The sequence below is a fragment of the Parabacteroides timonensis genome, assembly GCF_900128505.1.
GTDB classification, from domain to species: Bacteria; Bacteroidota; Bacteroidia; order Bacteroidales; family Tannerellaceae; genus Parabacteroides; species Parabacteroides timonensis.
Window position 1 is genome coordinate 4,001,299 of record NZ_LT669941.1, and the last position, 25,006, is coordinate 4,026,304.

General features: G+C 45.1%; 14 protein-coding genes. 2 read left to right on the plus strand and 12 right to left on the minus strand.

The features are described 5' to 3' along the window. Positions 1-17: 17 nt before the first annotated feature. The 7 genes from BQ7394_RS23550 to rbr form a co-directional block, all read right to left on the minus strand. Positions 18-4,730, minus strand: a complete 4,713-nt coding sequence (locus BQ7394_RS23550) for an efflux RND transporter permease subunit (protein WP_075559621.1) — start codon at positions 4,728-4,730, stop codon at positions 18-20. 179 nt (positions 4,731-4,909) lie between these two features. Next, positions 4,910-8,089: an efflux RND transporter permease subunit gene (locus BQ7394_RS23555; RefSeq protein ID WP_075559622.1), complete on the minus strand. Its 3,180-nt coding sequence runs from the start codon at positions 8,087-8,089 to the stop codon at positions 4,910-4,912. Positions 8,090-8,107: 18 nt separating this feature from the next. After that, positions 8,108-9,169, minus strand: a complete 1,062-nt coding sequence (locus BQ7394_RS23560; RefSeq protein ID WP_075559623.1) for an efflux RND transporter periplasmic adaptor subunit — start codon at positions 9,167-9,169, stop codon at positions 8,108-8,110. 6 nt (positions 9,170-9,175) lie between these two features. Next, positions 9,176-10,672 (minus strand): TolC family protein, encoded by a 1,497-nt coding sequence (locus tag BQ7394_RS23565; protein WP_075559624.1) that lies wholly within the window; start codon positions 10,670-10,672, stop codon positions 9,176-9,178. 19 nt (positions 10,673-10,691) lie between these two features. After that, positions 10,692-14,006, minus strand: a complete 3,315-nt coding sequence (locus BQ7394_RS23570; protein ID WP_075559625.1) for a golvesin C-terminal-like domain-containing protein — start codon at positions 14,004-14,006, stop codon at positions 10,692-10,694. 21 nt (positions 14,007-14,027) lie between these two features. Then, positions 14,028-14,921, minus strand: a complete 894-nt coding sequence (locus BQ7394_RS23575; protein ID WP_075559626.1) for an ABC transporter ATP-binding protein — start codon at positions 14,919-14,921, stop codon at positions 14,028-14,030. Between the two features lie 147 nt (positions 14,922-15,068). Continuing rightward, positions 15,069-15,647, minus strand: coding sequence for a rubrerythrin (gene rbr, locus BQ7394_RS23580; protein ID WP_075559627.1), 579 nt, complete (start codon positions 15,645-15,647; stop codon positions 15,069-15,071). Positions 15,648-15,952: 305 nt separating this feature from the next. On the opposite strand from rbr, the gene BQ7394_RS23585 reads away from it, so the two are divergent. Continuing rightward, positions 15,953-17,653, plus strand: a complete 1,701-nt coding sequence (locus BQ7394_RS23585; protein ID WP_075559628.1) for a SulP family inorganic anion transporter — start codon at positions 15,953-15,955, stop codon at positions 17,651-17,653. Between the two features lie 38 nt (positions 17,654-17,691). Continuing rightward, on the plus strand, positions 17,692-18,171 hold the full coding sequence (locus BQ7394_RS23590) for a UPF0158 family protein (protein ID WP_075559629.1): 480 nt from the start codon (positions 17,692-17,694) through the stop codon (positions 18,169-18,171). Between the two features lie 134 nt (positions 18,172-18,305). Here BQ7394_RS23590 and BQ7394_RS23595 read toward each other — a convergent pair whose 3' ends face one another. The 5 genes from BQ7394_RS23595 to BQ7394_RS23615 form a co-directional block, all read right to left on the minus strand. After that, positions 18,306-20,024 carry a T9SS type A sorting domain-containing protein gene (locus BQ7394_RS23595; RefSeq protein WP_161951811.1) on the minus strand — a complete coding sequence of 573 codons (1,719 nt, stop codon included), beginning with the start codon at positions 20,022-20,024 and terminating at the stop codon, positions 18,306-18,308. Between the two features lie 207 nt (positions 20,025-20,231). Beyond that, complete coding sequence (locus tag BQ7394_RS23600; RefSeq protein ID WP_075559631.1) at positions 20,232-20,993, minus strand: DNA-binding domain-containing protein; 762 nt, start codon at positions 20,991-20,993, stop codon at positions 20,232-20,234. Between the two features lie 419 nt (positions 20,994-21,412). Continuing rightward, the gene (locus tag BQ7394_RS23605) at positions 21,413-22,342 is read right to left on the minus strand and encodes a tyrosine-type recombinase/integrase (protein ID WP_075559632.1); all 930 of its coding nucleotides are present in this window, start codon (positions 22,340-22,342) and stop codon (positions 21,413-21,415) included. Positions 22,343-22,431: 89 nt separating this feature from the next. Continuing rightward, entirely contained in the window at positions 22,432-23,397 is a 966-nt protein-coding gene (gene glsA, locus BQ7394_RS23610; RefSeq protein WP_075559633.1) for a glutaminase A, read from the minus strand. An 11-nt stretch (positions 23,398-23,408) separates the two neighbouring features. Continuing rightward, positions 23,409-24,848: a glutamate decarboxylase gene (locus BQ7394_RS23615; protein WP_075559634.1), complete on the minus strand. Its 1,440-nt coding sequence runs from the start codon at positions 24,846-24,848 to the stop codon at positions 23,409-23,411. Positions 24,849-25,006: the final 158 nt, after the last annotated feature.

The following is a 25,006-nucleotide window of genomic DNA, read 5'->3' on the forward strand; positions in this document are numbered from 1 at the left end:
CGAGAGGGGAAAGGTTACTAATTGTTCATATTCTTTAATAGACAGAGATAAGCATCTTCCAGGTTTGGCTCCACCTGTACGGCACCTTCATAAGGCGATACGGTGGAGAGATAGCGTACCTGGATCGTATCACCATCCTGGATATGATGTATCACCATTGTCTTATCCAGTACTTTCTCGAATTCATCACGCCCGATATGGAACTGCCATACCTTACCGGCAGCCATATCCACCATATTTATCGGGTCACCGAAATACTTCAGATCACCCTTATTGATCACCACCACCTGGCTGCAGGAACTGGATATATCTTCAATGATATGGGTGGAGAAGATAACGATACGGTCGCGGCTCAGTTCGACCAGCAGATTACGGAAACGGATACGTTCGCGCGGATCGAGCCCGGCCGTAGGTTCGTCTACCACAAGGATACGCGGCAAATGAAGCAGGATAAGGGCAATACCGATACGCTGTTTCATACCACCCGAGAAAGATCCGATCTTGTCGTCCTTCCGTTCATACATATGGACAGCTTTCAAGACGTATTCCAGGCGTTCATTCTTCACCTTGGTATCTGTAATACCTTTTAAGATTGCCTGATAATCGAGAAATTCCCAGGAAGACATATTCTCGTAGGTACCGAACTCTTGTGGAAGGAATCCGATAAGGCTTTGCAATTCCTCGCGGTAGATACGGGTATCCAGGCCATTGATCCAGATACTTCCGTAGCTCTGCTCCAGAATACCACAGATCACACGCATCAAGGTGGATTTACCAGCCCCGTTGGGCCCCAGCAAACCGAACATTCCTGTACGGATCTCGAAAGAGACTCCACGCAAAGCCTTGAACGGCTTCCGCTGTTTCCCGATCAGCGGGATACTTTTCACCATGCGGAACCACGAACGGCGCAGGCCGGCCAGACGTCCTTTGATACGCTCTATATTGACCTCTTTCTCATACAGATATTGGGAAGAGATATAAACAGCTATACAGAACGCCCATAAGAACCCGACTACTCCCACCAGGTTGGGGTTATCCATCTTCCGGAATAAAACGAACAGGATTACCGGAGGGATACTCCAAAAGATGATACGGTTTATATACTTCACAGCTTTACTCTCCGCAAAACGGAAGTAGAGATATTCCCGGACTTTCCGCCACAGGTAAAGGATCGTTGCATAAATGGCAAACGACAACAGGAATATCCAAAGCTTGTTGCTGATAAAGAACCAAGTGAAATAGAGACCGAAAAGCAACATGCCGAACTGCCAGATCACATTCACAAAATCCTTCAGGGAATGGTATTCATTACTCAATCCCAAATGCCTACGGATATGCAGACCGCTATTCCACTGGCGACTGATACGCCCCGGCCAATCGTATATCTTCACCAGATTACGAACAGAGATATGTATCTCCTCCCCGGGATCGATCACTTTCGAGCGGGCCCGCCGTAAACTGGCCTGTGCAAAATAAGTCACTCCGGGAATGCCGAAAACAAGGATTACCAGATAAATAGCCTGCCACAACATGCCATCGGCATACAGCCAGATACAGGCTAGTCCCAGAAGAAACAATACAAAATGGAGTATCCATATCTTAGGGGATAAACTACGATACCATTGCAACGTATTCTCCAACCCCATACAAACGGTCGGAATCAGGATCAATGTAAGTAAGGCAGAGAAAGCCAAACCTCCTATCACCGTAATGGCAAACGGCGCACCGATCGCTCCGGCATATTCCGAATCACCCATCGCCAGCGGGAACATGGCAACGATCGTAGTGATCGAAGTAATCAGGATCGGGCGGATACGTGACAGACCGGCTGTCATCAAAGCCCGGTTCCGGCGATACCCTTGCTTGCGGAGGATATTGGAGTAGTCGATCAGGATAATACCGTTGTTTACCACGACTCCCAGCAAGATCAGGAATCCAGTCAGGGTATTGGCATTCAATAGGCTGTTATTTGTCAATAATAAGGCCAATAAGGAACCGATAGCTGCCAGCGGAATAGAGAAGAGCAGGACAAAAGGTGTCACCAACGATTCGAACACAGAGGCCAGGATCATAAAGATCAATACAAAGGCTGCCAGGATAAGGAACTTAAAATCAGCAAACTCATCTTCTTCATGAAAGACCTCTACGGCTACTCCGGCAGGAAGGTTATAACCTGCCACCAACCGGTCGATATCCGAGCGATAACCTTCCAGCAAGTCTTTGGACGACTCCACATCTTTAGAGAAGTTATAGAACACCTCGATCTGCTTATCCTGGTTGACACGCATAATACGTGATCGTCCCCGCCCATAATTGATAGAAGCCAGATCCTGGAGGTTATGTAGGCCACCGGCGGCATTTTCTATCTGCACGACACGCAGGTCGTCGACTGTCTTTTCTTTCTTTTTTGATTCCTCACCATCCGTTTCCTCTTCGGGGAGATCGTTGCGAATGATAATATCATACGTATCTTCCCCGATCTTGAATGAGGAGCCGGAAGAAAACTCTGAATTGAGTGCCGTGAGTCCGGCGGAGATATTGGCACGGGATATATCATACGAGGTCAACAAGATAGGATCGAAATCGAGTCGTATCTCCGGCTGACGGCGGTTGTAGGAAACATTGGAATTGCGGATAAACTCCTGTTCATCGAGATAATAACGGAAGTCTTCAGCTACCAGTTGCATAACGTCGAAGTCGGAACCTTTTATCACAATGCGTTCACGGTTGTCGCCGATACCCAACAGGCGCATAAAGCTACCCAGGCCACTCATTGCGGAGCTACCGCCTCCTCCACCACCGCCCATCGCTTCGCCCACGGATATTTCGGCACCTTGTATATTGGCCAGTTTCGATTGCACATCGGCTTTGATATCGGCTATCTGACGTTTTCCGATCTTCTTATAATCCTCTTTCAATACCAAAGTAAGGACGGCGTCCGTTTCACGGATACGGCAGATCAGGTCTTGTTTCTCCGGGAAGTCTGCCAGCCGTTCTTCCATTACCTTTACCACCTTGTCGGTGTTGTCGAGCGTGCTACCCGTTTGCATGGTAGCATAGATGTTGAAACGGTCGGAATCGACATCTTTCATCTGCTGGACATTCAGAGTAATGGAGAGGATGAGGGTGACGAACAAAAGGATGATCGCCCCGAATATCACCACACCGGGGTTACGCATGCAGGTTTTCAGGAAGACCAGGTAGATCTGGACGGGACGTTGTACGATCGATACTTTCTCGTAGAATACACTTTGTCCGTTTTTCTTCCGCAGCAAGGTGTAAGTCGCCATCGGGATAAACAATAGGGCAACGAACAGCGAGATAGTAAGCGTGGAGATGATCGAAACACCGATATGATGTCCGATCAACTTGATCATAAAGCTATCGGAAAAGACAAAGGGCAGAAAGACTGTTACCGTCGTCAGCGTTGCCGCCACAATAGAGCGCCAAACTTCCCGCGTCCCCTGCGTTACGGAACGTTCGGGCGTGACACCGATTGCGGAGAGTCGGTAGATGTTCTCGAGCACCACCACGCTGTTATCGAGCAGCATTCCGATGGCCAACGCCATACCGACCAATGTCAGGCTGTTTATCGTTATCCCGAAAGCATAGAAGAAGTTGAATGCCGTATAGACGGAGATCGGGATCGAAAGGGCGATAAAAAACACCAGCCGCAGGTTCTTCAGGAAAAGCCAGAGGATCAATACGGCCAATAGGCCTCCTACGAGCGCCAGGTTGATAATTTGGTTGATATTATTCTCCATCGTCTCGGCCGTATTCTCCTGTACCACCACTTCCACGTCGAGATATTCCAACTTCCGGTTCAGTTTCTCGATGGCTTCGGTAGCCCGGCGCGACAGGTCGATCAGGTTGGCCTGCGAGTCGTTCATCAGGGCAACCGAGACAGCATCTTTCCCATTCACACGGCTGAAAGAGGTTTCTTCTTTCAGGTCGAAGAAAACGGTTCCGACATCTTTCAACAGGACGGGGCCGGGAGCCACAACAATATTCTCGAGATCACCCACCTGGGTATAAAGCGAATTGACATGGATAAAATACTTGCTGTCGGGCTCATCGACAAACCCTACGAAAGCCTTATCCTGCGTATTCTGTGTCAATAACGAGCTGATTTTCGAAGGAGTAAGATCGAGCGCTTTACATGCCTCCGGGTTGAGGCGTATCTCGATGGCTTTCTCTCTCCCACCGTAGATATTGACGGAGGCAACCCCGTCGATATTCTCCAGGTCGGAGCGGATCTCCTTATCCACGATATTACGTACACGGTCGATACCACCCGAGCCGCGCACCTGGAGCACCATAAAGTTATTGGCCATCTGCGAAACATCCACCTTCTGCAATTGCACCGTGAAGCCCTCGGGGAAGGTGGCCGCCACCTCATTGATCTTCTCCTGCAGGCGCAGGGAGGTGATCTTGAAGTTGACCGTGTTCTTAAAGTCCACCTGTATGCTGGACTGCCGGCTGTCGATATTCGATTGTATCTTATCCACCCCGCCGATCGAACTGATGGCGCCTTCCAACGGGATAATCACCTCCGATTCCACATACGAAGGATCCATATCCTGGCCGGAAGAGACCTGGACAAAAAGCATCGGCAATTCGGCATTAGGCAATAACTCCACCGGAAGCTGTCGGTACGACACATAACCCAATAGAGTCAGTGCTATAAACAGCATCGAGATCGTTATTCTTCTATGTAGTAAAAAATTCATGCTTCTCTCATTTTTTCGATGTCCGGAGACTTTCAGAAGGTTCTGAAATCCTCTTTTCTTCGTTTTTATATTTTCAGACAGTTCTGATTTTGTTTTTTCATCGAAAAAGTCTTTTCAGAACCTTCTGATTTTGTTTTTTCACCGGAAAAATCTTTTCAGAGCCTTCTGATCCTGTTTTTTCATTCATTTGGAGTTTTCAGAAGGTTCTGACCTCTTTTCATCTTCTCCAAAATATAATAAACGCACGGAATGACCATCAAACTCATCAAAGTGGACGTCAGCAACCCTCCGATCACGGCAATGGCCATCGGTGAACGTAGCGAAGCACCTTCCCCGAAGCTGAACGTCATCGGGAGCAGCGCCAGGATAGTTGTCAACGTCGTCATGATGATCGGGCGGATACGTTGCTGCCCGGCCTGTACGATAGCATCGGTCAGCGGGGCACCGTCGGCTTTCAACTGATTGATACGGTCTACCAGAATGATCGAATTGTTTACAGCGATACCCACCAGCATCACGATACCGATCACACCCATCATATTAATGGTTGTTCCGGTGATGAAGAAAAGCAGGATGGCTCCTACCACTGCCAACGGAATGGTCAACAGGATCGTGAAGGGATGCAACAACGATTCGAACTGGGAAGCCAACACCATATAAACCAGAATAACGGACAAGGCAAGGGCAAACAACAGGCTGTTCATCGATTCCTGCCGTTTTTCCTCCTCTCCCGTCACGGTGATGGAATAATTGGCAGGAAGTTCAATGCTTTTTACCGTCTGGCGGATGTCTTCCGCTACTTTGTCCAGCGATTTACCGGCATCCATGTTCGCCATCACCCGGCTGATGCGGTTCTGGTTACGGCGGTATATTTCTTTCGGGGCCTGCGACTCGTCGAAGGTAGCGATCTCCCGCAGGCGGAATTCCTGTTCCCCGTTCTTTATCACCAGGTCGCCCAACGCACCGAGAGGAATATCGGGCGTCTTAATGACGATATCACGCATCTCGCCACGGTATTCCATCTTCCCCGCATCCTTACCGCCCAGCTGTTGCTTGAGTTGTTCGATAACGGTCTGTACACTCAGGTTGTTAATACCCGCCATCGTACGGTTAATGGAAATAGTTATTTCCGGGGCACCGTCTTCGATGGAAGAAACGATATTGTATAATCCGCTTACGCCCTGCATACGGGCCTTTACCTCTTCGGTAATATCGGCTATTTCATCCAGTTCCTCTCCTTTTACTTCTACTACGATAGGAGCGCCTTCGCTACCCAATAGGGAGCTCAGGGAGTTTTCTTCCTGCTTGATAGTCAGTTCAAGGCCATCGGGATTTTCTGCCGTACGGACGAACTGTTCGATAACGGCTTCTGGTGATACATTGCATTCCGGTGAAAGAATAACCTTCATCATAGCCGTATTCTCCCCTTCGAAGATAGCGTTCTCGGAACCACTGCCTTCGCCTATATGGCTGTAGACCGTCAATAATGAATCACCCGAGATAGTATAAAGCATCTCCTCCAGGTTTCCTACAGCCGACGATGTCCGTTCCAGACGGGTTCCTTCCGGCATCTTCACCACAACGGTAAACGCTTTACTTTCCATACGCGGCATAAACTCTGTCCCGATAAACGGGATCAGAAGAACCGTCACCACCATTAACAAAACAGCTGTGGAAATAACGATCCAGCGATGACCGATCAAACTACGTAACAGACGGCTGTATCCCGCCATCTGAAGCCCCGTCCCTCCCAACGTCTCCTTAGCGTCCGATGGTATCTCTTTCCCCTCTCGAGAGGGGGCAGGGGGTGTGTTACGTTTGCGATTCATCAACCGGTCATACAACATCGGTATCACCAATATCGCCACGAACAAAGAAGATACCAACGAGAACGTCACCGTCCAGGCCTGATCCTTAAACAACTCGCCCGAAGCCCCGTGCAGATAAACGATCGGGAGAAAAACCACCACCGTAGTCAACGTGGAAGCAATCACCGCTCCCGCCACCTCCGACGTCCCTTTGATAGCAGCTTCGCGTACAGACAAGCCTTTCTCCTGGTTCCGGAAGATACTTTCGATCACTACAATCGCATTATCCACCAGCATTCCCGCTCCAAGCGCCAGTCCCCCCAACGTCATTATATTTAGTGTAAGTCCATTAAAGAACATCAGATTGAATGTCGCCACAATCGAAATAGGAATAGCCATACTGACAATCAATGTCGTCCCGAAACGACGCAAGAAGACGAACAGGATAACCACCGCCAGAATGATCCCCAATACGGCACTGTCCTTTACTTCACCTATCGCGTTCTTGATAAACGTCCCCTGATTACTTATCACCTTAAAATGATAACCGGGCAATGCCTGCTCGATAACGGCCAACTGGCGGGCGACACCGTCCACCACCTTCACCGTATTATAACGCATCTCTTTATAAACAGACAAGCCGATACTCCGTTCCCCGTTGATACGGACAATATTATCCGGACGGGCATTTTCAAACTTCACTGTAGCCACTTCACGGAGGAAAAGAGGGGCTTTATCCCCTGTCGTTTCCGCAGAAGCCGTAGAAGACGTGTTTGCATTCGTCCCCGCTTCCTGCTTATTGATCGGTTTATAACTGACAATCAGGTTTTCAAAATCTTCCTCCGAAGCGAACAGGCTCGAACTCTTTACCAGATACTGCAAACCCAATTCACTGACACGTCCTCCGGATATACTTTGGTTATTCGCTTCGATACGGGAAGCAATATCTTCTATCTTCAATCCGAAAGCATCCAGTTTATAGGGATCGGTCTGGATGGTCAATGTACTTTCCTCCTGCCCCGACAGGGTTACTTCGGCCACACCTTCCAGCCGGATCAGCTCGTTGCGGATATAGCTTTCGGCCACCTTCCTGAGTTCCGCCATATCCGTAATATTCTGATGCGACATACCGATCAGGATGACAGGCGACTGGTTGGGATCATGCTGTGTGATCTTCAATTCGGTGATATCCTTATTCTGCGAAAACGGGTTCATGGCTTTCTGCAGGTCGAGGAAAGCCTCATCCATATCTTTCGTCCAGGTATATTCTACCGTGATACGGGCCGAACCGGCCTTCACCACCGACGAGACCTGTGTAACGTCACTTTGGCGGATCGCCATCGACTCCATATTCTTTACAAACTGTTTCTCGATCTCTTCCGGTGGGCGTTCGCCTGCCTTCAGTTCGATAAACAGCCGGGGGTTATTCAGGTCGGGTAGCAAGTCGACACTCAGCTGATCGTACGAAATCTTTCCCAATAACAGGATAGCCAGTACAACCATACAGATAGTAACCGGATTACTTACCGCAAATTTGACGATATTCTTCATAATATAATGTATCGGTCACTATTTTTGTACTTTCACTTTGCTATTCTCCTTCAGCGTCTCGAAGCCTTTGACAACGAGGTTATCATTCTCCCGAAGCCCTTCCAGAACTTCGATATTGTTTTCATCTTCCAACCCTGTACGGATATTCCGCAGAATAGCCGTATTCTTATCCACAATAAATACATATTTGCGGCGACGGTTGGACTGTACCACATCTTTCGGAATGATAATAGCACTGTCGGCACGATCTACCACGATATCTGCCTTGACAAACATTCCGGGACGCAGTTTCAAATCGTTATTCTGGATCAGTACCTTACCTTTAAAAGTACGTGTCTCTGTACTGATAGCCGGAGACAGTTCACTGATCACCGCTTTCAGCGTATCTTCCGGCAATGTGTAATGAGTGATATATACCGGCTGATCCGCCTTCACATAGCTGATAGCACTTTCCGGCAGGTTGACGTCCATATACATCCGGGCATAGTCCATTATTCCGACCATCGGCTTGCCCTGTTCCACCCGCACATCCGCCGTATAATGAGGAAGGTTGACGATCACACCGTCGAAAGGAGCCTTTACGTTCATCTTTTCCAGATTGAGTTTTGCATTCTCCAGATCGTAACGGGCATTCGTCACCTTTACTTCGGTGTTACGCATTTCGCTGAGTGTTACTCCGCCTTTTTCATACAGTGCTTTTTGTTTGTTTTGTTCCTGCTCGGCTATTTCCAGACTAAGTTCTTTGGCATCGATGGCAATGCCGTTCTCATATTCTTTATCCTCCAGGCGGATAATCAGCTGCCCTTTGGAAACAAGATCGCCCAGTTTGAAAAGCTTACCTGTCTTCGGGTTGGTCTGAAGTTTGTAAAGACCGCTCATTTCAGAGTTGAGGTCTACGCCATAGGTTGGTTGTGCCGTGCCGGTCGTATTGATCAGCTTGCTGATAGAGCCTTTTTTCAGTTCTGTTACAGAAACCGGTGTGGCAATATCACTGGGAGCATTCTGCGGCTGATTGTTACAACCGGTAGTTATTACAGCTACAAATAAAAGAGTAGCAAGGGTATGACTATATTGTTTCATGACTGATTATTTTTCTGATATTAGGTCTTTCATAGGAACGATAGGCGTATTCTGCTCGAAGTCGTACAACGAGAGTATCTTAAGATTCAACAACTCAATCTTGTAGTTGATAAGGGCTTGTGTATAAGAGATCTTCTTATTAGAGAGCTGTGTCTGGAACTGGCTCATTTCCATACCAGTCAGATCCCCTTCCCGGTAGCGGGTCAGGTTCAGATCATAAGTCAGCTGGGCATTCGTTACGTTTTGTTCGGCAATCTTTATCTGTGTACGCAGGTTCTCCAAACTACGCCATACCTGACGGATATTCAATTCGATGTCTACCTTGTCTTCATGAAAATCGAGTTCATTGATCTTCTGTGCTACTTTCTGTGCACGAACGCGGGCTTTCTTTTCTCCCCAGTCGAAGATGGGAACAGAGAAGCTGATCGCAACACGTGGGTTCTGTGTCGGATTATCATAGATATTCTTCAGGTTACGGTTATCACCGATCAGACCGAAAGAAACGGCAATATCACCTTTGAACTCGTTCAGCGCCTTCGTTTTAATCATTTCAAACCCCAGTTCATCACTCTCTATCTCACGCTGGCGAAGTTCCAGGCGCGATTCCAGCCCGTGTGAAATAGCTTGTTGCAGATTTACATCGATCGGTTTGATGTCTATTTCGGCAAATACCATCAGGTCTTCATTCAGGTTCATACCCAGGGTTTGCTTCAATTTATCTTTTGCGTTTTCAAGCGACACCTGTTGTTCCTCCACCGAAGAACGGGCTGTAGCCAGGTTGAGTTCCGCTTGAAAGAGTTCGTCCTTTGCCGCCAGGTCGGCTTCCACTTTATTTCGGATGATGTCATAACTTTGCTGGGCATTCACCAGTTCCTCACGGGTGATGGCTAACTGACTTTGTGCCATGTAAACATTATAAAACTGGTTCGTTATATCCTTCTCGGTATTCAAGCGTTGCAAGGCATAACTGATATTGGCATTCTCATAGTCGTATTCGATCTGCTTCAACTCCATCTTCCGTTTGTTATAAGTGAAGATGGGTTGGGAAAGTTGCAGGTACAGGTTATTGTTAAATGCCTTATTGCTGTTCTTCGATCCCTCCACATCCGAGTTATTATCCTGCCAGCCAAACGTATTTATCAAAGAGATTTCACCATCTGTCCACAAAATAGGCTGGTCTACCCGGAATGTACCGCTCGAACTGAATGTCTCGTTGGTGTACCACTGCGACAGACGGTTATCGAACCGGCGATTTTTGTTGTAATCCACCGGATTCAGGTTCAGTGAGAACTTCGATTTAAGGGAAGCCCGCTGTGCTACCAATGTTTCCTGATACCGTTCCAGATTCATGTGCGAACGACGCAGAGTCGGACTATTCTCTTCCGCTATATCCAACGCTTTCTCTATGGTCAGAGACAGTTGCCCGCGAGCTGCCAACGGCACTCCCAACAGGACTACAATAGCCAGGATCATCTTTTTCATCAATAGTAACTCTCTTTGCATATTAAGATTATATTAATTATTATCGTTTGACCAGTTTAACGGCATCCGCCGCTACACTTTTTAGTTTACACTCGTTTGTCAGGGTGATATAAGCCGTATCGGCCGTGAAATAATAAACACCCAGCTGCTCCCAGCCTTCATTGGATCTCCTCAGATTGATATAGGCATCTTCCGGTTCCTCTCCCTGTCTTACCTTGAAATGATATTCACCTTCTACCCGGTCATTATATCGCAATTCATTGCTTTTGCTCACATAATAATAGAGATCATATTGTCCTTCAGCAGGTATAGGGACTTTCCAGGTAGCTGTCTGACTTCCATTACCGCTTTTTATCACATAAGCAGAGCGGATGTATTTACCGTAATAGTTGTTATTGGTTGTAGCCGTCCATTGCAACGGCGGACGCCAGTCGGAAACACCGGAATATTTAAAGGAGGTATCTTCCACTTTATCCAACCATTTAGGAAGTAATCCCACTACATCCGGTTCAGATAGGACGAATAGAGAATCATCCTCGTTATCGACAATGATTTCATCTGTATTTTCACGTGAAGAACCGGAAATGATAAAATCACCTTCGATATCCACATCGCGTCTTCTTTCTTCTTTTATATTTCCTATCTGCTGACTGATCACACTCGGCAAGTTCCCGGAGATCATAGTGTTGACCGTTACATACCGCGGAGCATTCTCCCATACGGATACCAGCAATTTCGTCTGATGCGGTTCCAATACGATTTTACGGTTAGCACGCGGATCCGGATTCTGACCGCCTCGTTGTACCCCCTGTATTTCCAGATGTACGATACCTTCATAATCCGAATTATTACTTATCTGTACTTTCAACACAAAATTCTCCTCCCCTCTATTTACTACTTTAGTTACCTCAAACCGTTCAGCACTATAATAAGGAAGAGGCGTAGGACGTTCCCACTCGGAAAATCCTGAGCGAATATCTGCATGGCTCACCTGCCCCAGCGTATCCAATAAGTTTTCGAACTGGATATTCCGGAAAGTATTCCGTTCCAGTAATGTATAAAGAGAATCCCTAAAAGCATCCACCCCGATATTGATTTCGGGCACGGCAAACAATCGGTATGTCTTCAGACCAATGATATTATTCAATAGGTCACGATATTCCACATCCGTAAGAAGTTCTTTAAAAGTCTGTTTCTCCATCAGCAGGCTTGCCTTCTCATTATTACTGATGCCATTGATATCGCGTTCCCAACCCGAGTTATCCGACTTCTTTTGCAAGTACAGTTCAATAGCCGTATTCGCTATCGGCCATTCAGGAGAAAATATATTATACCGGAAATTATATAACTGTGGAAACAGGAAATAGGGGTTTGCTTGTGACGAGATATTATAATTTCCACGACCACTGGATGAGAAGTTATAATTCCCTTCCATCCGGGTAAATATCCAAAGAAAATTATTCAATGCCCGTATCTTTGCTTCTTCTTCGGTAATTTCACGACCTCCCCTTTTTGACCATTTAAGCTGGTTCCTCCAGGCCCTATCGACATCCAACTGCCCGAATACACAACCTTTTTCCGGAAAAAGAACCATTTCCGGCTGTACAGCCTCCTGGGCCTGCGACCAAGCACGGGGATAGGTAGAAAACTGCACGGGAACCTCTACAACAGAAAAACGTTTGAACGGATAAGAGAGTTTGTAAGTACGCTCCAGATTCTCCCTGATATTATGAATAAAAGAAGGGATCGTATCGCGAATCGAATCAAAAGTAGCCGTATAATAATCATTCCCTTCAATATGCCAGATACTATATAAGGTACTGTCAGACTCCAGGGTTTGTTGTTTATATTTACCGATAATCAACGAAACCGTCTGTGCCGGATATTCCGCGGCAAAAGAATAGTTACCGTCTTCCGCTTTCACACTTTCTCCCTGCGATAAAGGAACCAAGCCGGGAAGCGGTTTTATCTGCAATCCGAACTTACTGAAATAAGTCTGTTGCCAATCAGAACTAAGATCACTGTAAGCCGTACCGGGACGAGGATACCAATATGTTTCGGGAGTAAACAATACATAATCCGGTGTCTGGAACACATACTGTTTATCTATATTGAACAGGAAATTCTTATATTCCTGTTGTAATACCTCGGCCGGAATATCCAGATAGCAAAACCGGCTGTTTATTCTTCCACCATATTTTACAGAGAAAGTAACCGTATCGGAAGGAACGATCTTTTCTCCGAAATCGACTAACAGGATCTGGTTATCCCGCTCAAAATCCAGTTTCTTTCCTTCCCGTGTTATTTCCTGCACTTGCAAACCCGGATTCAGACAAAAAGTAAAGACAGAAGCAGGTTCCAATACCGTTCCTTTCATCGTCACTTCCGAAAAGAATGTTTCGGGTAGTTGCTCAAATGAAATATCATACCGGTCTATAATCATTTTAGGGGTATGCACATATTTATTATTGATAGCGGTATACAATGCACGCATATCGCTCTCCACCAATATGGAATGTACATGTTTATAGCCGGCAGCTCCACTGATCGACAGCATACAAAAAGAAAGAAACAACCACGGATAATTGCTGCGTGAAGAATTAGGCAGACGTCTGAACAAAAAGATTGTAAAGAAGATAAAGGCCAGGCCGGCAAAAAAATAGATCGCCCGATGGTTCAATACTGTCTCCCAATTGGTGAAACCGACGATCGTCGATTTTACTAACGGCAGGCTGTAAGCCATATAATCGAATAAGTAATAGAATTTATCACTAATATAAAAGATTGTCAGGCCGATATATCCCAACAGGATAATAAAGGTAAGTGCCTGATTCTTCAATACCAGCATCAGGAAAATGGATAGCCCTATGATAAAGACCAACGTCGGAATACTTATCAACAAGAAATAAAGAATATACGCCATCCAGTCTACCGCCATTCCTGAAGTCATAAAGTTAAACAGCAAAGCTATTCCCATGATGATCAGGTTAAGAATCAGAAAAACACGCAGGTTTCCCCATATCTTACCGATCACGTATTCGGCATTGCTTAACGGACGGACATAGAACACCTCCGAAGTATCGAGTTTCTTATCCCTCTTCAGGAATTCCGAAGAAAGAAATATACAGATCACCGCTTGGCCGGTATTTAATAAGAGCAGGTTCAGGTAAGGGAGATTGGCCGGTATTGCCTTCACCAGCCAAAAACCACCGGAGTCTTCCATGATCAGCATGGCAAAATCAAAAAATCCGAGTATCAGAATGGCCAGTATGGTAAACACTTTAAAGAACCAGCTCCGGATCAGAATTTTACTTTCGTATTTTGCTACCGATTGTATATTGTTGATAAACGACATAGAGGGTCAATTAAAAGGTTATTAATCGTTAGTCCAGAGGTTCAATTTATTCTCCATATAATACACATAAGCATGTTCCAGATTGGGAGGATACGATTCAGCTTCATATCCTATGATCTCATCAGCCACAACCTGCACTTCCCAACCGGAGCCGGAAGGAATAGTCGAAATTACGGGGTATTTCTTATCTACCTCGTGCAGTCGGTCGCTCGTTACTTTTATACGCCAGACTTTTCCTTCTGCCTGTTTCAGCATATCCTGCGGCGAACCGTAAAAAGAAACCTGTCCTTTGTTCATTAGCGCCATACAATTACAAGTACTGGATATGTCTCCCACGATATGGGTAGAAAGGATGATCGTTACGTCATTCTCACTTACTTCCGATAGCAGGTTACGGAAACGGATACGTTCCTCTGGATCGAGTCCGGTGGTCGGCTCATCCACAATGATCACTTTCGGATGATGGATCAATGCCTGGGCAATCCCCAAACGCCGCTTCATACCACCCGATAGTTTATTTGCATATCGTTCGCGTACATCGAACAAACCTACATTTTCGAGCATAGCATCTACAGCCTGCTTTCTTTGTTTACTGTTAGTCATACCCGACAGACGGGCGGCATAATCCAGAAACTCATGTGTTTTGTACTTTGCGAAGAAACGGAAGTCCTGTGGAAGATAACCTAATATGCCTCTGATCTCTTTGCGCTGCCTGAGCAGATCATAGCCACAGATATCCACTTGACCGGAAGTCGGCTCCATCAAAGCAACCAGGATACGCATCAATGTAGACTTTCCGGCACCATTCGGCCCCAACAGTCCGAACATTCCTGTCGGTATCTCCAGATTCACATCTTTCAATGCATGGTTTCCGTTCGGATATACCTTATTAAGGTTCTTTATCGATATACTCATTCAGTCCAAGGTTCACGAAAAGTTAGAATTAAGTCGTAATACGTTGGTAAAGATATATTTTATTCACATCACTACAAATAAAAAACGTTCCCAACCAAAATATATTAGTTGGGAACGTCCTAAATTAAATCCTGATAAGGAAATTTTTTAATAATTTTGCTTCATCGGCTCGAAGAATGCCTGCGGGTGTTCGCATGCCGGACACTTCATCGGAGCTTTCTTTGCTTCGATCACGAAACCACAGTTGCGACACTGCCAGAAGATAGCTTCGTCTTTTTCAAATACTTTACCTTCAGTCAGGTTTGCCAACAACTTACGATAACGTCTTTCGTGTTCAGCTTCAACCTTTGCAATCATTCTGAAAGCAACAGCGATTTGTTTGAAACCTTCTTCTTCTGCGATATCGGCAAATGCAGGATATAGTTCAGCCCACTCTTCGTTTTCGCCGGCAGCAGCTTCTGCCAGGTTTTCCATTGTTGTGCCGATTACACCGGCAGGATAAGAAGCTGTGATCTCAACCATGCCACCTTCCAGGAATTTAAAGAAACGCTTTGCATGTTCTTTTTCCTGTTCAGCTGTTTCCATGAATACACCTGCAATCTGTTCGTAGCCTTCTTTTTTAGCTACGCTTGCAAAAAATGTGTAACGACTTCTTGCCTGAGATTCTCCGGCAAATGATTTCAACAGATTCTGTTCTGTACGTGTACCTTTAATACTTTTTTCCATAATGCTAATATGTAATATAAAATGAGTTTGTCTAATCGCCCTATTCAAATAACTCTCAAAGTTATGAAATTGTTTAATAATTTAATTCATTCATTTACTTAAAATATATCTATCGGATTATAAACTATATCTATCATCCGATAGTATTTACCGATAGCTTTTAGAATAATGTAACCGATTTTGCATAAAACCCAACTCAAATTTAGCTTTTTTGAAATGTCGACATTGCAAAATACCCTATTATATACACTTTCGATAAATATTATTGTATCTTTGCATCAAAATTTAACATAGTAGGCAGAAAGATGAAAAGCAAAATTGATTTTCAGCCCAAACTTATATCGGCGCTGAAAAATTACTCCAAAGAAAAATTCATGAGCGATCTGATGGCAGGGATCATTGTGGGTATTGTTGCCCTTCCACTGGCCATTGCTTTCGGTATTGCTTCAGGGGTTAGTCCGGAAAAAGGATTGATCACAGCTATTATCGGTGGATTTATCGTATCTTTTCTGGGAGGAAGTTCCGTACAGATCGGTGGTCCAACCGGAGCTTTCATCGTTATCGTATACGGAATTATACAAAATTTCGGTATCGAAGGATTGGCTATAGCTACGGTGATTGCCGGAATTATATTGGTAATAATGGGAGCTTTAAAACTGGGGACAGTTATCAAATTTATACCTTATCCGATTGTTGTCGGCTTTACCAGCGGTATTGCGTTGACCATTTTCACAACACAGATGAAGGATCTGTTCGGGCTGACAATGGAAAAGGTTCCGGCCGATTTCATATCGAAATGGATTGCTTACTTCGAACATTTCCATACGATCAATCCCTGGTCGTTCGTGATTGGAATTATCAGCATTGTTATAATTGCCGTCTCACCCAGGTTTTCCAAGAAAATCCCGGGTTCATTGATTGCCATTATTGTGATGACAGTCATTGTCTATATCATGAGAAATCAGCTAGGTATAACAGGCATAGAAACGATCGGCGACCGTTTTACCATTAATGCTTCCCTCCCGCAACCGGAAGCCATTTCTTTCAATATGGAAACAATCAACCTATTGCTTCCCTCAGCATTTACCATTGCCATGCTGGGTGCGATAGAGTCGCTTCTTTCTGCCACAGTGGCCGATGGTGTGACCGGGGATAAACATAATTCAAATACTGAACTAATTGCACAAGGAGCTGCCAATATTATCGTTCCTATTTTCGGAGGTATCCCAGTAACCGGAGCTATCGCCCGTACAATGACCAATATCAATAACGGTGGTCGTACGCCGGTAGCCGGTATAATCCATGCTATTGTACTGTTGTTGATCTTACTGTTTCTGGGACCATTGACCAAACATATCCCAATGGCTTGCCTGGCAGGTGTATTGATTATCGTATCTTATAACATGAGCGAATGGCGCACGTTCCGTTCATTGATGAAGAACCCGAAAAGCGATGTTTCCGTACTACTGGTTACTTTTTTCCTAACCGTTATCTTCGACTTGACCATTGCCATCGAGATCGGTTTATTGATCGCCATGTTCCTGTTTATGCATCGTGTAGCAGAAACAACTCGCGTTTCAGTAACCAAAGACGAAATCAACCTGTCCGATGACGGGGAGATACGCCATGATGAAGAAGTATTGTTTTTGCCGAAGGGAGTTGAAGTTTATGAAATCGACGGTCCGTTCTTCTTCGGTATAGCGAACAAATTTGATGATGTGATGAAAATCATCGGCGATAAACCTAAAGTACGTATCATTCGTATGCGTAAAGTCCCGTTCATGGATTCGACTGGTCTGCATAACCTGGAAAGTTTGTTCCGTTTATCGAAAGCCGAAAATATACACATGATCCTTTCAGGAGTAAACGATGATGTACGTCGCGTATTGATCAAATCCGGCTTCGATCAAAAGATCGGTGCATATAATATATGTTCAAACATAAACGAGGCGGTGAAGAAGGCAGAAGAGGTTGTGGCATCAAAACCTGCTGAAGAGAAAGAATAAACACTATCTTTACCCCCCATAACATAAATCATAATACAATGGGCTATACGATTAAATCAAGAGAAGAACTTATAAATGAAATAGCAGAATCCCTGGAAGGCTATTCAGAAGGTATGAAATGGAGCATCGATCTGACCGCACAGGAGGTGGTCCCCATCTGTGACCGCAGTGTAGTAGGTGAAGATTGTATGCCTAAAGACGGACATCTGATGATGGACATTGACCAGATTTCTTCGCGGGAAAGTTTTCAGATCATGGAAGACTTCATCACAGAATGTACCAGTACCGAAGAAGCACGTTTCCTTCATTTTGCCCTGAAACAACGACATCCGTTTTCTACCTTTAAAAATGCACTCTACGAACTGAATATTGAGGGCAATTGGTTCGGATATAGTATGAAGGCACTTAAAGAAAAAGCAAGAAAATGGATGATAGATAACCACGTCGACTTCAAAGACGGAAAGATCATATATAAAAGCGACAAGGTTTATACCTACCGGAAAGAAGGCAAAGAATAAATCTTCTTAATCTTCAATCGAGGAAGACTTATGAAAACTAAACAATAAATTCAAATCGATTGCTAATAAAAAAGGCTGTGCCTGATTCCCCCATGAAAGGGATAGCACAGCCTTATTTATGCCATGACAGCTGTTTATTCGCTTATCAGAACTTTATAGCTCTGGTCATTCAAACGGACAATGTAAAGACCTTGCGGCAGTTGTATTTGGGCTTCGCTGGAAACCAGGGTTGATTTCACCAGCTGGCCTTGCATATTAAATACGTTCACCTGGGCAGTTGCTTCCGGCTGAATATACAGAATACCGTCTGCTACATATACTTTCTGAACAGAAGCGTTGATCTCTTCATTGGCTGTTTCCGTATTCTTGACAATGCCATCGATTTTAACAACCATATCAGCTGTTACCGGTTCTGTCACATAATTCATGTTGGCATCCGGTTCCAGTGTTTTATCACCAACAGTTACAACCGGTTTGGATTGATTATATTCTTCTTCCAATACCAAAGAGAAACGGAAACGTTCGCCTTCTTCAATCTGGGCAACACCTTCGCCCGGAGTGGTTGTTGCACCTGTCAAAGTAGGTAAGGTTACAGTATGCAAAAGTAAGAGAGATGGATAATCGTTTTCTCTAAATAACCAAGGTTTAGCACTTGCAGGGAATTCACCATTAATTTCGTCAAAGAACTTCTCATCCTTTATTACTTCAGCACTCTCTGCATAGAAACTATTCTCATCTTTAGAGTCTCCAAATAAGAAAGCCGTATAAGCACATTCGATAGGTTTTGTAGCATTTTCACTCTTCAGTGTAGTTACAGCACTCCAAGAGTTTGACAGCACGCTTTCATAATTCGCAACGGCTACAAGACCTGCTGTATATATAGTTGTTTTACCCCCTTCCTGCTTATTGTCTGCGATAGATGTGAAAGATTCTCCTACGCTTGCTACATGCTCAATCTGACAAGATTGAGCAAAAGCAGCCATTCCTGCTGTACGAAGTATCAATTCAGCTACATTCCCGGTAGCTTTATCCTCCATGGTACCACCGGTAAAACAATCAATAATATTTGAATTATACATCTCAGCTGCAATACCTCCGATCTGAACGAAACATTTTTCTCCGCCTTTTACTGCGACTTCATTCAGATACGTTCCATACGTGCGGCAATTCTCAACCGTACTATTAGTTAAACTAACAGCTAACCCACCAATGGCAGAACTACTTACTTCCCCTTTAGCACGCACCGTATAGGTACCTTCTGTCGTACAATTGATCATTTTTCCTTCTTCAACCTGAAAAGCTAGCCCACCTATCAGTACACTATAATCGGCACCTTCCAAATCATACTCAACTTTAGTGCCGACCATATGTATATTTTTGAGAGTTGCACCTTTGCAATATATAAAAAGAGCTCGAACTTGACTTTTAGAATCTTGTTTTTTTCCTGTCATTGTAAAGTTCTTGATCATATATCCGTCGCCATCATATGTCCCGCAAAAATAGGCTCCAGCTCCAATTACAGGCATTTTATCACCTTCTTCAAATACAATATCAGCCGTCTGCTTAAAGAATACCCCTTTCAAGTTTTCTAAAGACTCATTCTCTGCATTTGAAGTCAACTCAGCTAATTTCTGCAAATCTTCCTTTGTCGCAATCTGATATGGATCAGCTTCTGTACCCGTACCAGCGACAAACGTGGCAGCATCCGCTTTGGTTTGAATCGGTGCGACATAATCGAACGACTCGATCGGTTTATCAATCTTGATCGATGCTGATACACTCGCATCCACTTGTGCTTGCACACCACACGCAACAGCCATAAAGGCTACTGCCAAAGTAAAAATTTTCTTCATACTCATTTCAATTTAAGTTAGACTAATTATTTAAGTTAGATATATTTTCAGCGTTAACATTTTTTAGGCGCACCGTCTAACCAACGTTGGTTAGTCCGAATAAGAGCCATTGGTCAGCTTGCTTAACCAACGTTAGTTTGATGGTGTAACCAACGGCTCTCAGCTTCATTAACCAACAGTTGGTCAGAGAGGCTAACCAGGGAGGGGTTATTCGATTACCGGACGATCATCCTCATCGTCTCCACCTGGTTTTTCACCTACATACAGTAAAACAGGGAATGTATAAGTTCGCGGATCTTTGACCAGTTTATTACCTGCACCGGACTGGGTGGTAATACTTAATGTATACTCTCCGTCGGTCAATGTCGGAAGCATAACGGTCAGTTGCGAAGGATTGTTATGAATAAGCAACGGGCATTTCAGCGGATCGCCGCCGGTCGGAACCAGGAATACGCCTACATTTTCAGCATCTCCTGCTACCTTGATATTCGAGCCATTAATCACAGCAGCGCTGCCTGAAGTCAATAGTCCGTTTAATTCGCCGGTCGTAGAATCCGTAATCGAATTGATAACCGGACCGGTGATAGCCGGTCGTGTCTGTACCTGTACGTCAGACAATCTGTCACGCAGTTTTTTACTGGGGATGAAAGTGGCTGAAAGTTTATGTTTTGCGGGATCGAACGGAGCCTTTTCTCCGTCGAAAGCTCCCAGGATGTTCAACAAATACTGTCCTACGCCATCGATAACGCTTTTGTTTTCGGCGATAGCTTCTACCTTTTCCTGATCGGCCAGGTCAAGGATGTTAACGATGGTTTCCTTGCGATACTCGGTTCGTTTGGCCACGATGCGGTCAGCGATTTGTTCATTACGTAAAGTCCCTGTAATGGCGGCTTTTGCAGTGTAGTCTCCTTTTTTCTCTGTGACGGCGTTGTCGTAGAGGTCGGCGGTTAGAATGATCTTTTCAGCCATAATAATAAATGTTTATTGCCTGCGGTTAACCAGGCGTTTCCTTGTTTTGACCTTATTTGTGAAATAAGGGTAGTTCTTTGTATTGGATTTTTTGCGGCTGAGAGTAGCCTTTTCTCTTTTTGAGAAGGATAGTATGTATGTTAAAGCAAGTCAAACAGGCGGCTAATGATACACCTCCTACCCCCTCTCAAGAAGGAAAAGATTACCCTTAGTCTCTCTATGCCCATACACAACCCTAAACTCCCTAAATTTTTTGTAAAAATACAAATCGTCCCCTACCCACTTAATTATAAGCAGATAAGTTTGCTCTTGTTTAAATAAAATATATATCTTTGCCCCGTTCCCACACTAGTACAGACCCTTTTTATCATGGTCTGCATCAAATAGGGCAAACACCCTTATTTCACAAATAAGGTCTCTTACGCCCTCACCCCTACCAGGCTATCCAATCCTTTTATAATAATTTCGTTGGCAGCATTGAGCCTCGACTGGTCGAGTGCTTTCAGATAGAGGCGTGTTGTCCTTTCCGACGTATGACCGAGGGCCTGGCTGATAACAGCTATCGGAATGTCGTTACGCAATGCCTCTGTCGCCCAGGTGTGACGGAAAACATACGAAGTTAGATGGATAGGGATGACCAGACGTTGACCGATTTCTTTCAAACAACAGTTGTAATGATGAAGGGCTTTCTTATAGGCTTCATATTGTTGTTCCCCGTTACTATCTTCGGACAGAACGGGGAAGAGATAACGGCTATCGGGTTGCATGTATTTATCGAGCAGTCGTTGCATGCCGGGGGTGATGCAGACACGTACCAGGGTACCGGTCTTACAGCGGTTATAGACTAATTCACCGGCGATAATATTGTCGGCTGTCAAATGCGCCAGGTCGACAAAAGGCAATCCGCAAGCTAGAAAGGAGAAAAGGGCAAAGTCTTTTGCCTCCTCCAGCTCATGGTTATCCGACAAATCCATCTGCACAATCTCTTCGATTGTTTCCCTACGAAGGGCACGTTTGGCCGTTTCTCCTTGCCGGAGGTTGAGGTGTGCAAAAGGCGAAAGGCAGTTCGACGGTGCCAACCCTTCGCGCACAGCCCTATGAAAGATGGCACGAAAGCTACTCAGATAGCTGTTTATCGAATTTGTTTTCAGATGTCCCAATGACTGAAGCCAGTCACGGAAGCGATCGATCAAGCCGGGAGTGATATCGTCAAACGACAGGCGATCGTCACCCCAGAACTGCCGGAGCCAGTTGGAGGAAGCGCGGTAGAGGTCGGCAGTCGAAAAATGCTCCGCCTTACGTTTACGCTTCACCAAAGTGTCGGCATAAGTGAAGAAAAAGGTTGTCATACTATATATAATTTAGAAATAAACAAAACAAGCCTCCCGTCCTCTGAACGAGGAACAAAGAGGCTTGCCAATTAAAAGAATAAACTGTTCTATTCAGTAATTGTTACCCGGTCGCCATTAAAAATGGACAGACCCAGTTTATTCATTATATATTTGATCGCCAACTGAGCTTTCACAGAGTTTCCTGCGCTGTCAATTGGTGGAGCGAAAGCAGCAATACCGAACAGGCCGGGCATTACACCCATTACACCACCACCTACACCCGTTTTTGCAGGGATACCGGAGGTATATAACCAGTCACCGGTATGTTCGTAGAAACCTACGGTTGCGATCAGGGATGTGATCTTCGGTGACAATGAACTGTCGAATATTTGCTTTTTAGATACCGGGTTCAGACCGTCATTGGCAATAGTAGCTCCGCAGACAGATAATTGAGCTGCTGTGATTCCCAATGAACACTGACGGGTATAGAGGTCGAGCGACATATCCGGATCGTCGTAGATACGGTTGTAGTTCTTCAATAACCAGGCAATAGAGCGGTTGTTGAAGTTGGTGGCCGATTCCGACTTATACAGTTCGTCGATCAACTGGGGAGCGCTACCGCAAAGATCGGTAATATTAGAAACAATGGCATCCCATTTTTTAGCAGAATCACCTATCGGCTGTACCATACTACAAGCTGTGATCGCACCGGCATTGACCAGCGGAGTAGAAGGATGATCCTTCTCCAGCAAGATAGCCATGATAGAGTTGAAAGGCAGTCCGGTTGCATCGGCACCGATCATTTCAAGCAATTTCTGTGCTCCGTACTGACGCAGAGTCAACACGGCTGTGTGTACTTTCGATACGGATTCTATACCGAAGCGGTATTCGGAATCGCCTAGTTGGATGATCGTCCCGTCCATCAGACAGACACTTATACCGAACAGGTTCTTATCGATATTGGCCAGATAAGGTATGTAATCGGCATTTTTTCCGTCTGTGTTGTTCTTAAACATCTGGTAGGCTTCCTGAGCCGCTTCCTTTATTTGTGAAACGGAAATCTTTTTATCCATGCTCAAATAGTTTACTTTGTTGATTTGGGAATACCTGTGTGAGTGAATACAGAACCTTTTACTTTCTGGTTTCTGTCCTGTGCAATACGGGTTGGAGTAGGATATTCCAGTTTTTCCAGGTCGGCAATAGCATTGCTGATGTCGCCCAGTAATTGATCTGCCATATCGCGGCTGAATCCCTGACGGACAACGATACGCATAACGACCCAGTTTTCAAGGTTTTCGGGTAATGTATATGCCGGAACCATCCAACCGCTCTGTTTCAGTTTATCCTGCAAATCGTATAATGTCCATTTGGCTGATTTAGCATATTCCGGTTTCAGATACCAGATAAACAATGGGTTCACCACTTCTTTACTGTAATTCTGGAACGGAGCCATCTTGCCGATTTCAGCATGCAGGTAATCGGCTACAGCCATACTGTTCTGCTGTACTTCCTTGTAACCCTGGAATCCTAAACGGATGAACTGATAGTATTGTCCCAGGATCTGAGCTGCAGGACGAGAGAAGTTCAAACCGACCTGAGTGATGTTTGCACCTAAATAATTTACACTGAAAGACATGGAACCCGGCAGGTATTTCTTGTCTTTCCATACTACCCAGCCTAAACCCGGATATACCAATCCGAATTTATGTCCGGAAGTACTGATGGAAAGTACCCATTTCAGGCGGAAGTCCCATTTAACCTCCGGTTTCAGGAACGGCAGGATGAAACCACCGGAAGCGGCATCCACATGGATAGGAATATCGTAGCCTGTCTTTGCATTGTATGCATCGAGAGCGGTATCCAACGCTTCCACATCGTCGTTCAGACCTGTCCATGTAACACCCTGGATAGGAACGATACAGATGGTATTTTCATCACACATATTCAGGGCTTCCTGCGGGTCGAGTGTGATATGTTCCTGCGTCAACGGCACCTGACGCATTTCGATCTGCCACAACTGAGCGAACTTTTCCCATACAACCTGGAAACCGGCAGAGATGACGAAGTTAGGTTTGTCGACCGGTTTACCCTGAGCCAATCTTCTTTCACGCCAACGTAACCAGGCAGCAACACCACCCAACATACATGCTTCGGAAGAACCGATCGCCAATGCACCGGATTTCCACTGTGCCTGTTCGGGGCTGTTCCACAGGTTAGCCATGATATTGATACATTTTGCATTCATCACAGCGATACGCGGATACTCAGTTTCGTCGATATAGTTGATGTTGATTGCTTCGTTCATCAACTTCGTTGCATAATCATCCATCCAGGTGGTAACGAATGTAGCCAGGTTCAAACGGGGTTGTGTCTGGGCGAAAGTTTCGTCTTTTACCATCTGATACGCAATCTCCGGAGTGGTAGGACCATCAGGAATTACGTCTACTGGAGCGGGATGCAACATCGCATTCGAGCCAAAAATCGCAGTTTTGGCATCACCTTCTCTAAAACTTGAATCTTTCATGTCTTTTTGTTTTTAATTATTTAAGAATTGGCGCAACCGACATTCGTGCGTCGATTTGTAGTGCAAAAACAGCCTCCATCGGCAATTGTTCTTCGATTTTGGTTAATCCTGCAATATTTAATTACTTTTGGCTTGATCTCGCTACTCCGCATCCTACG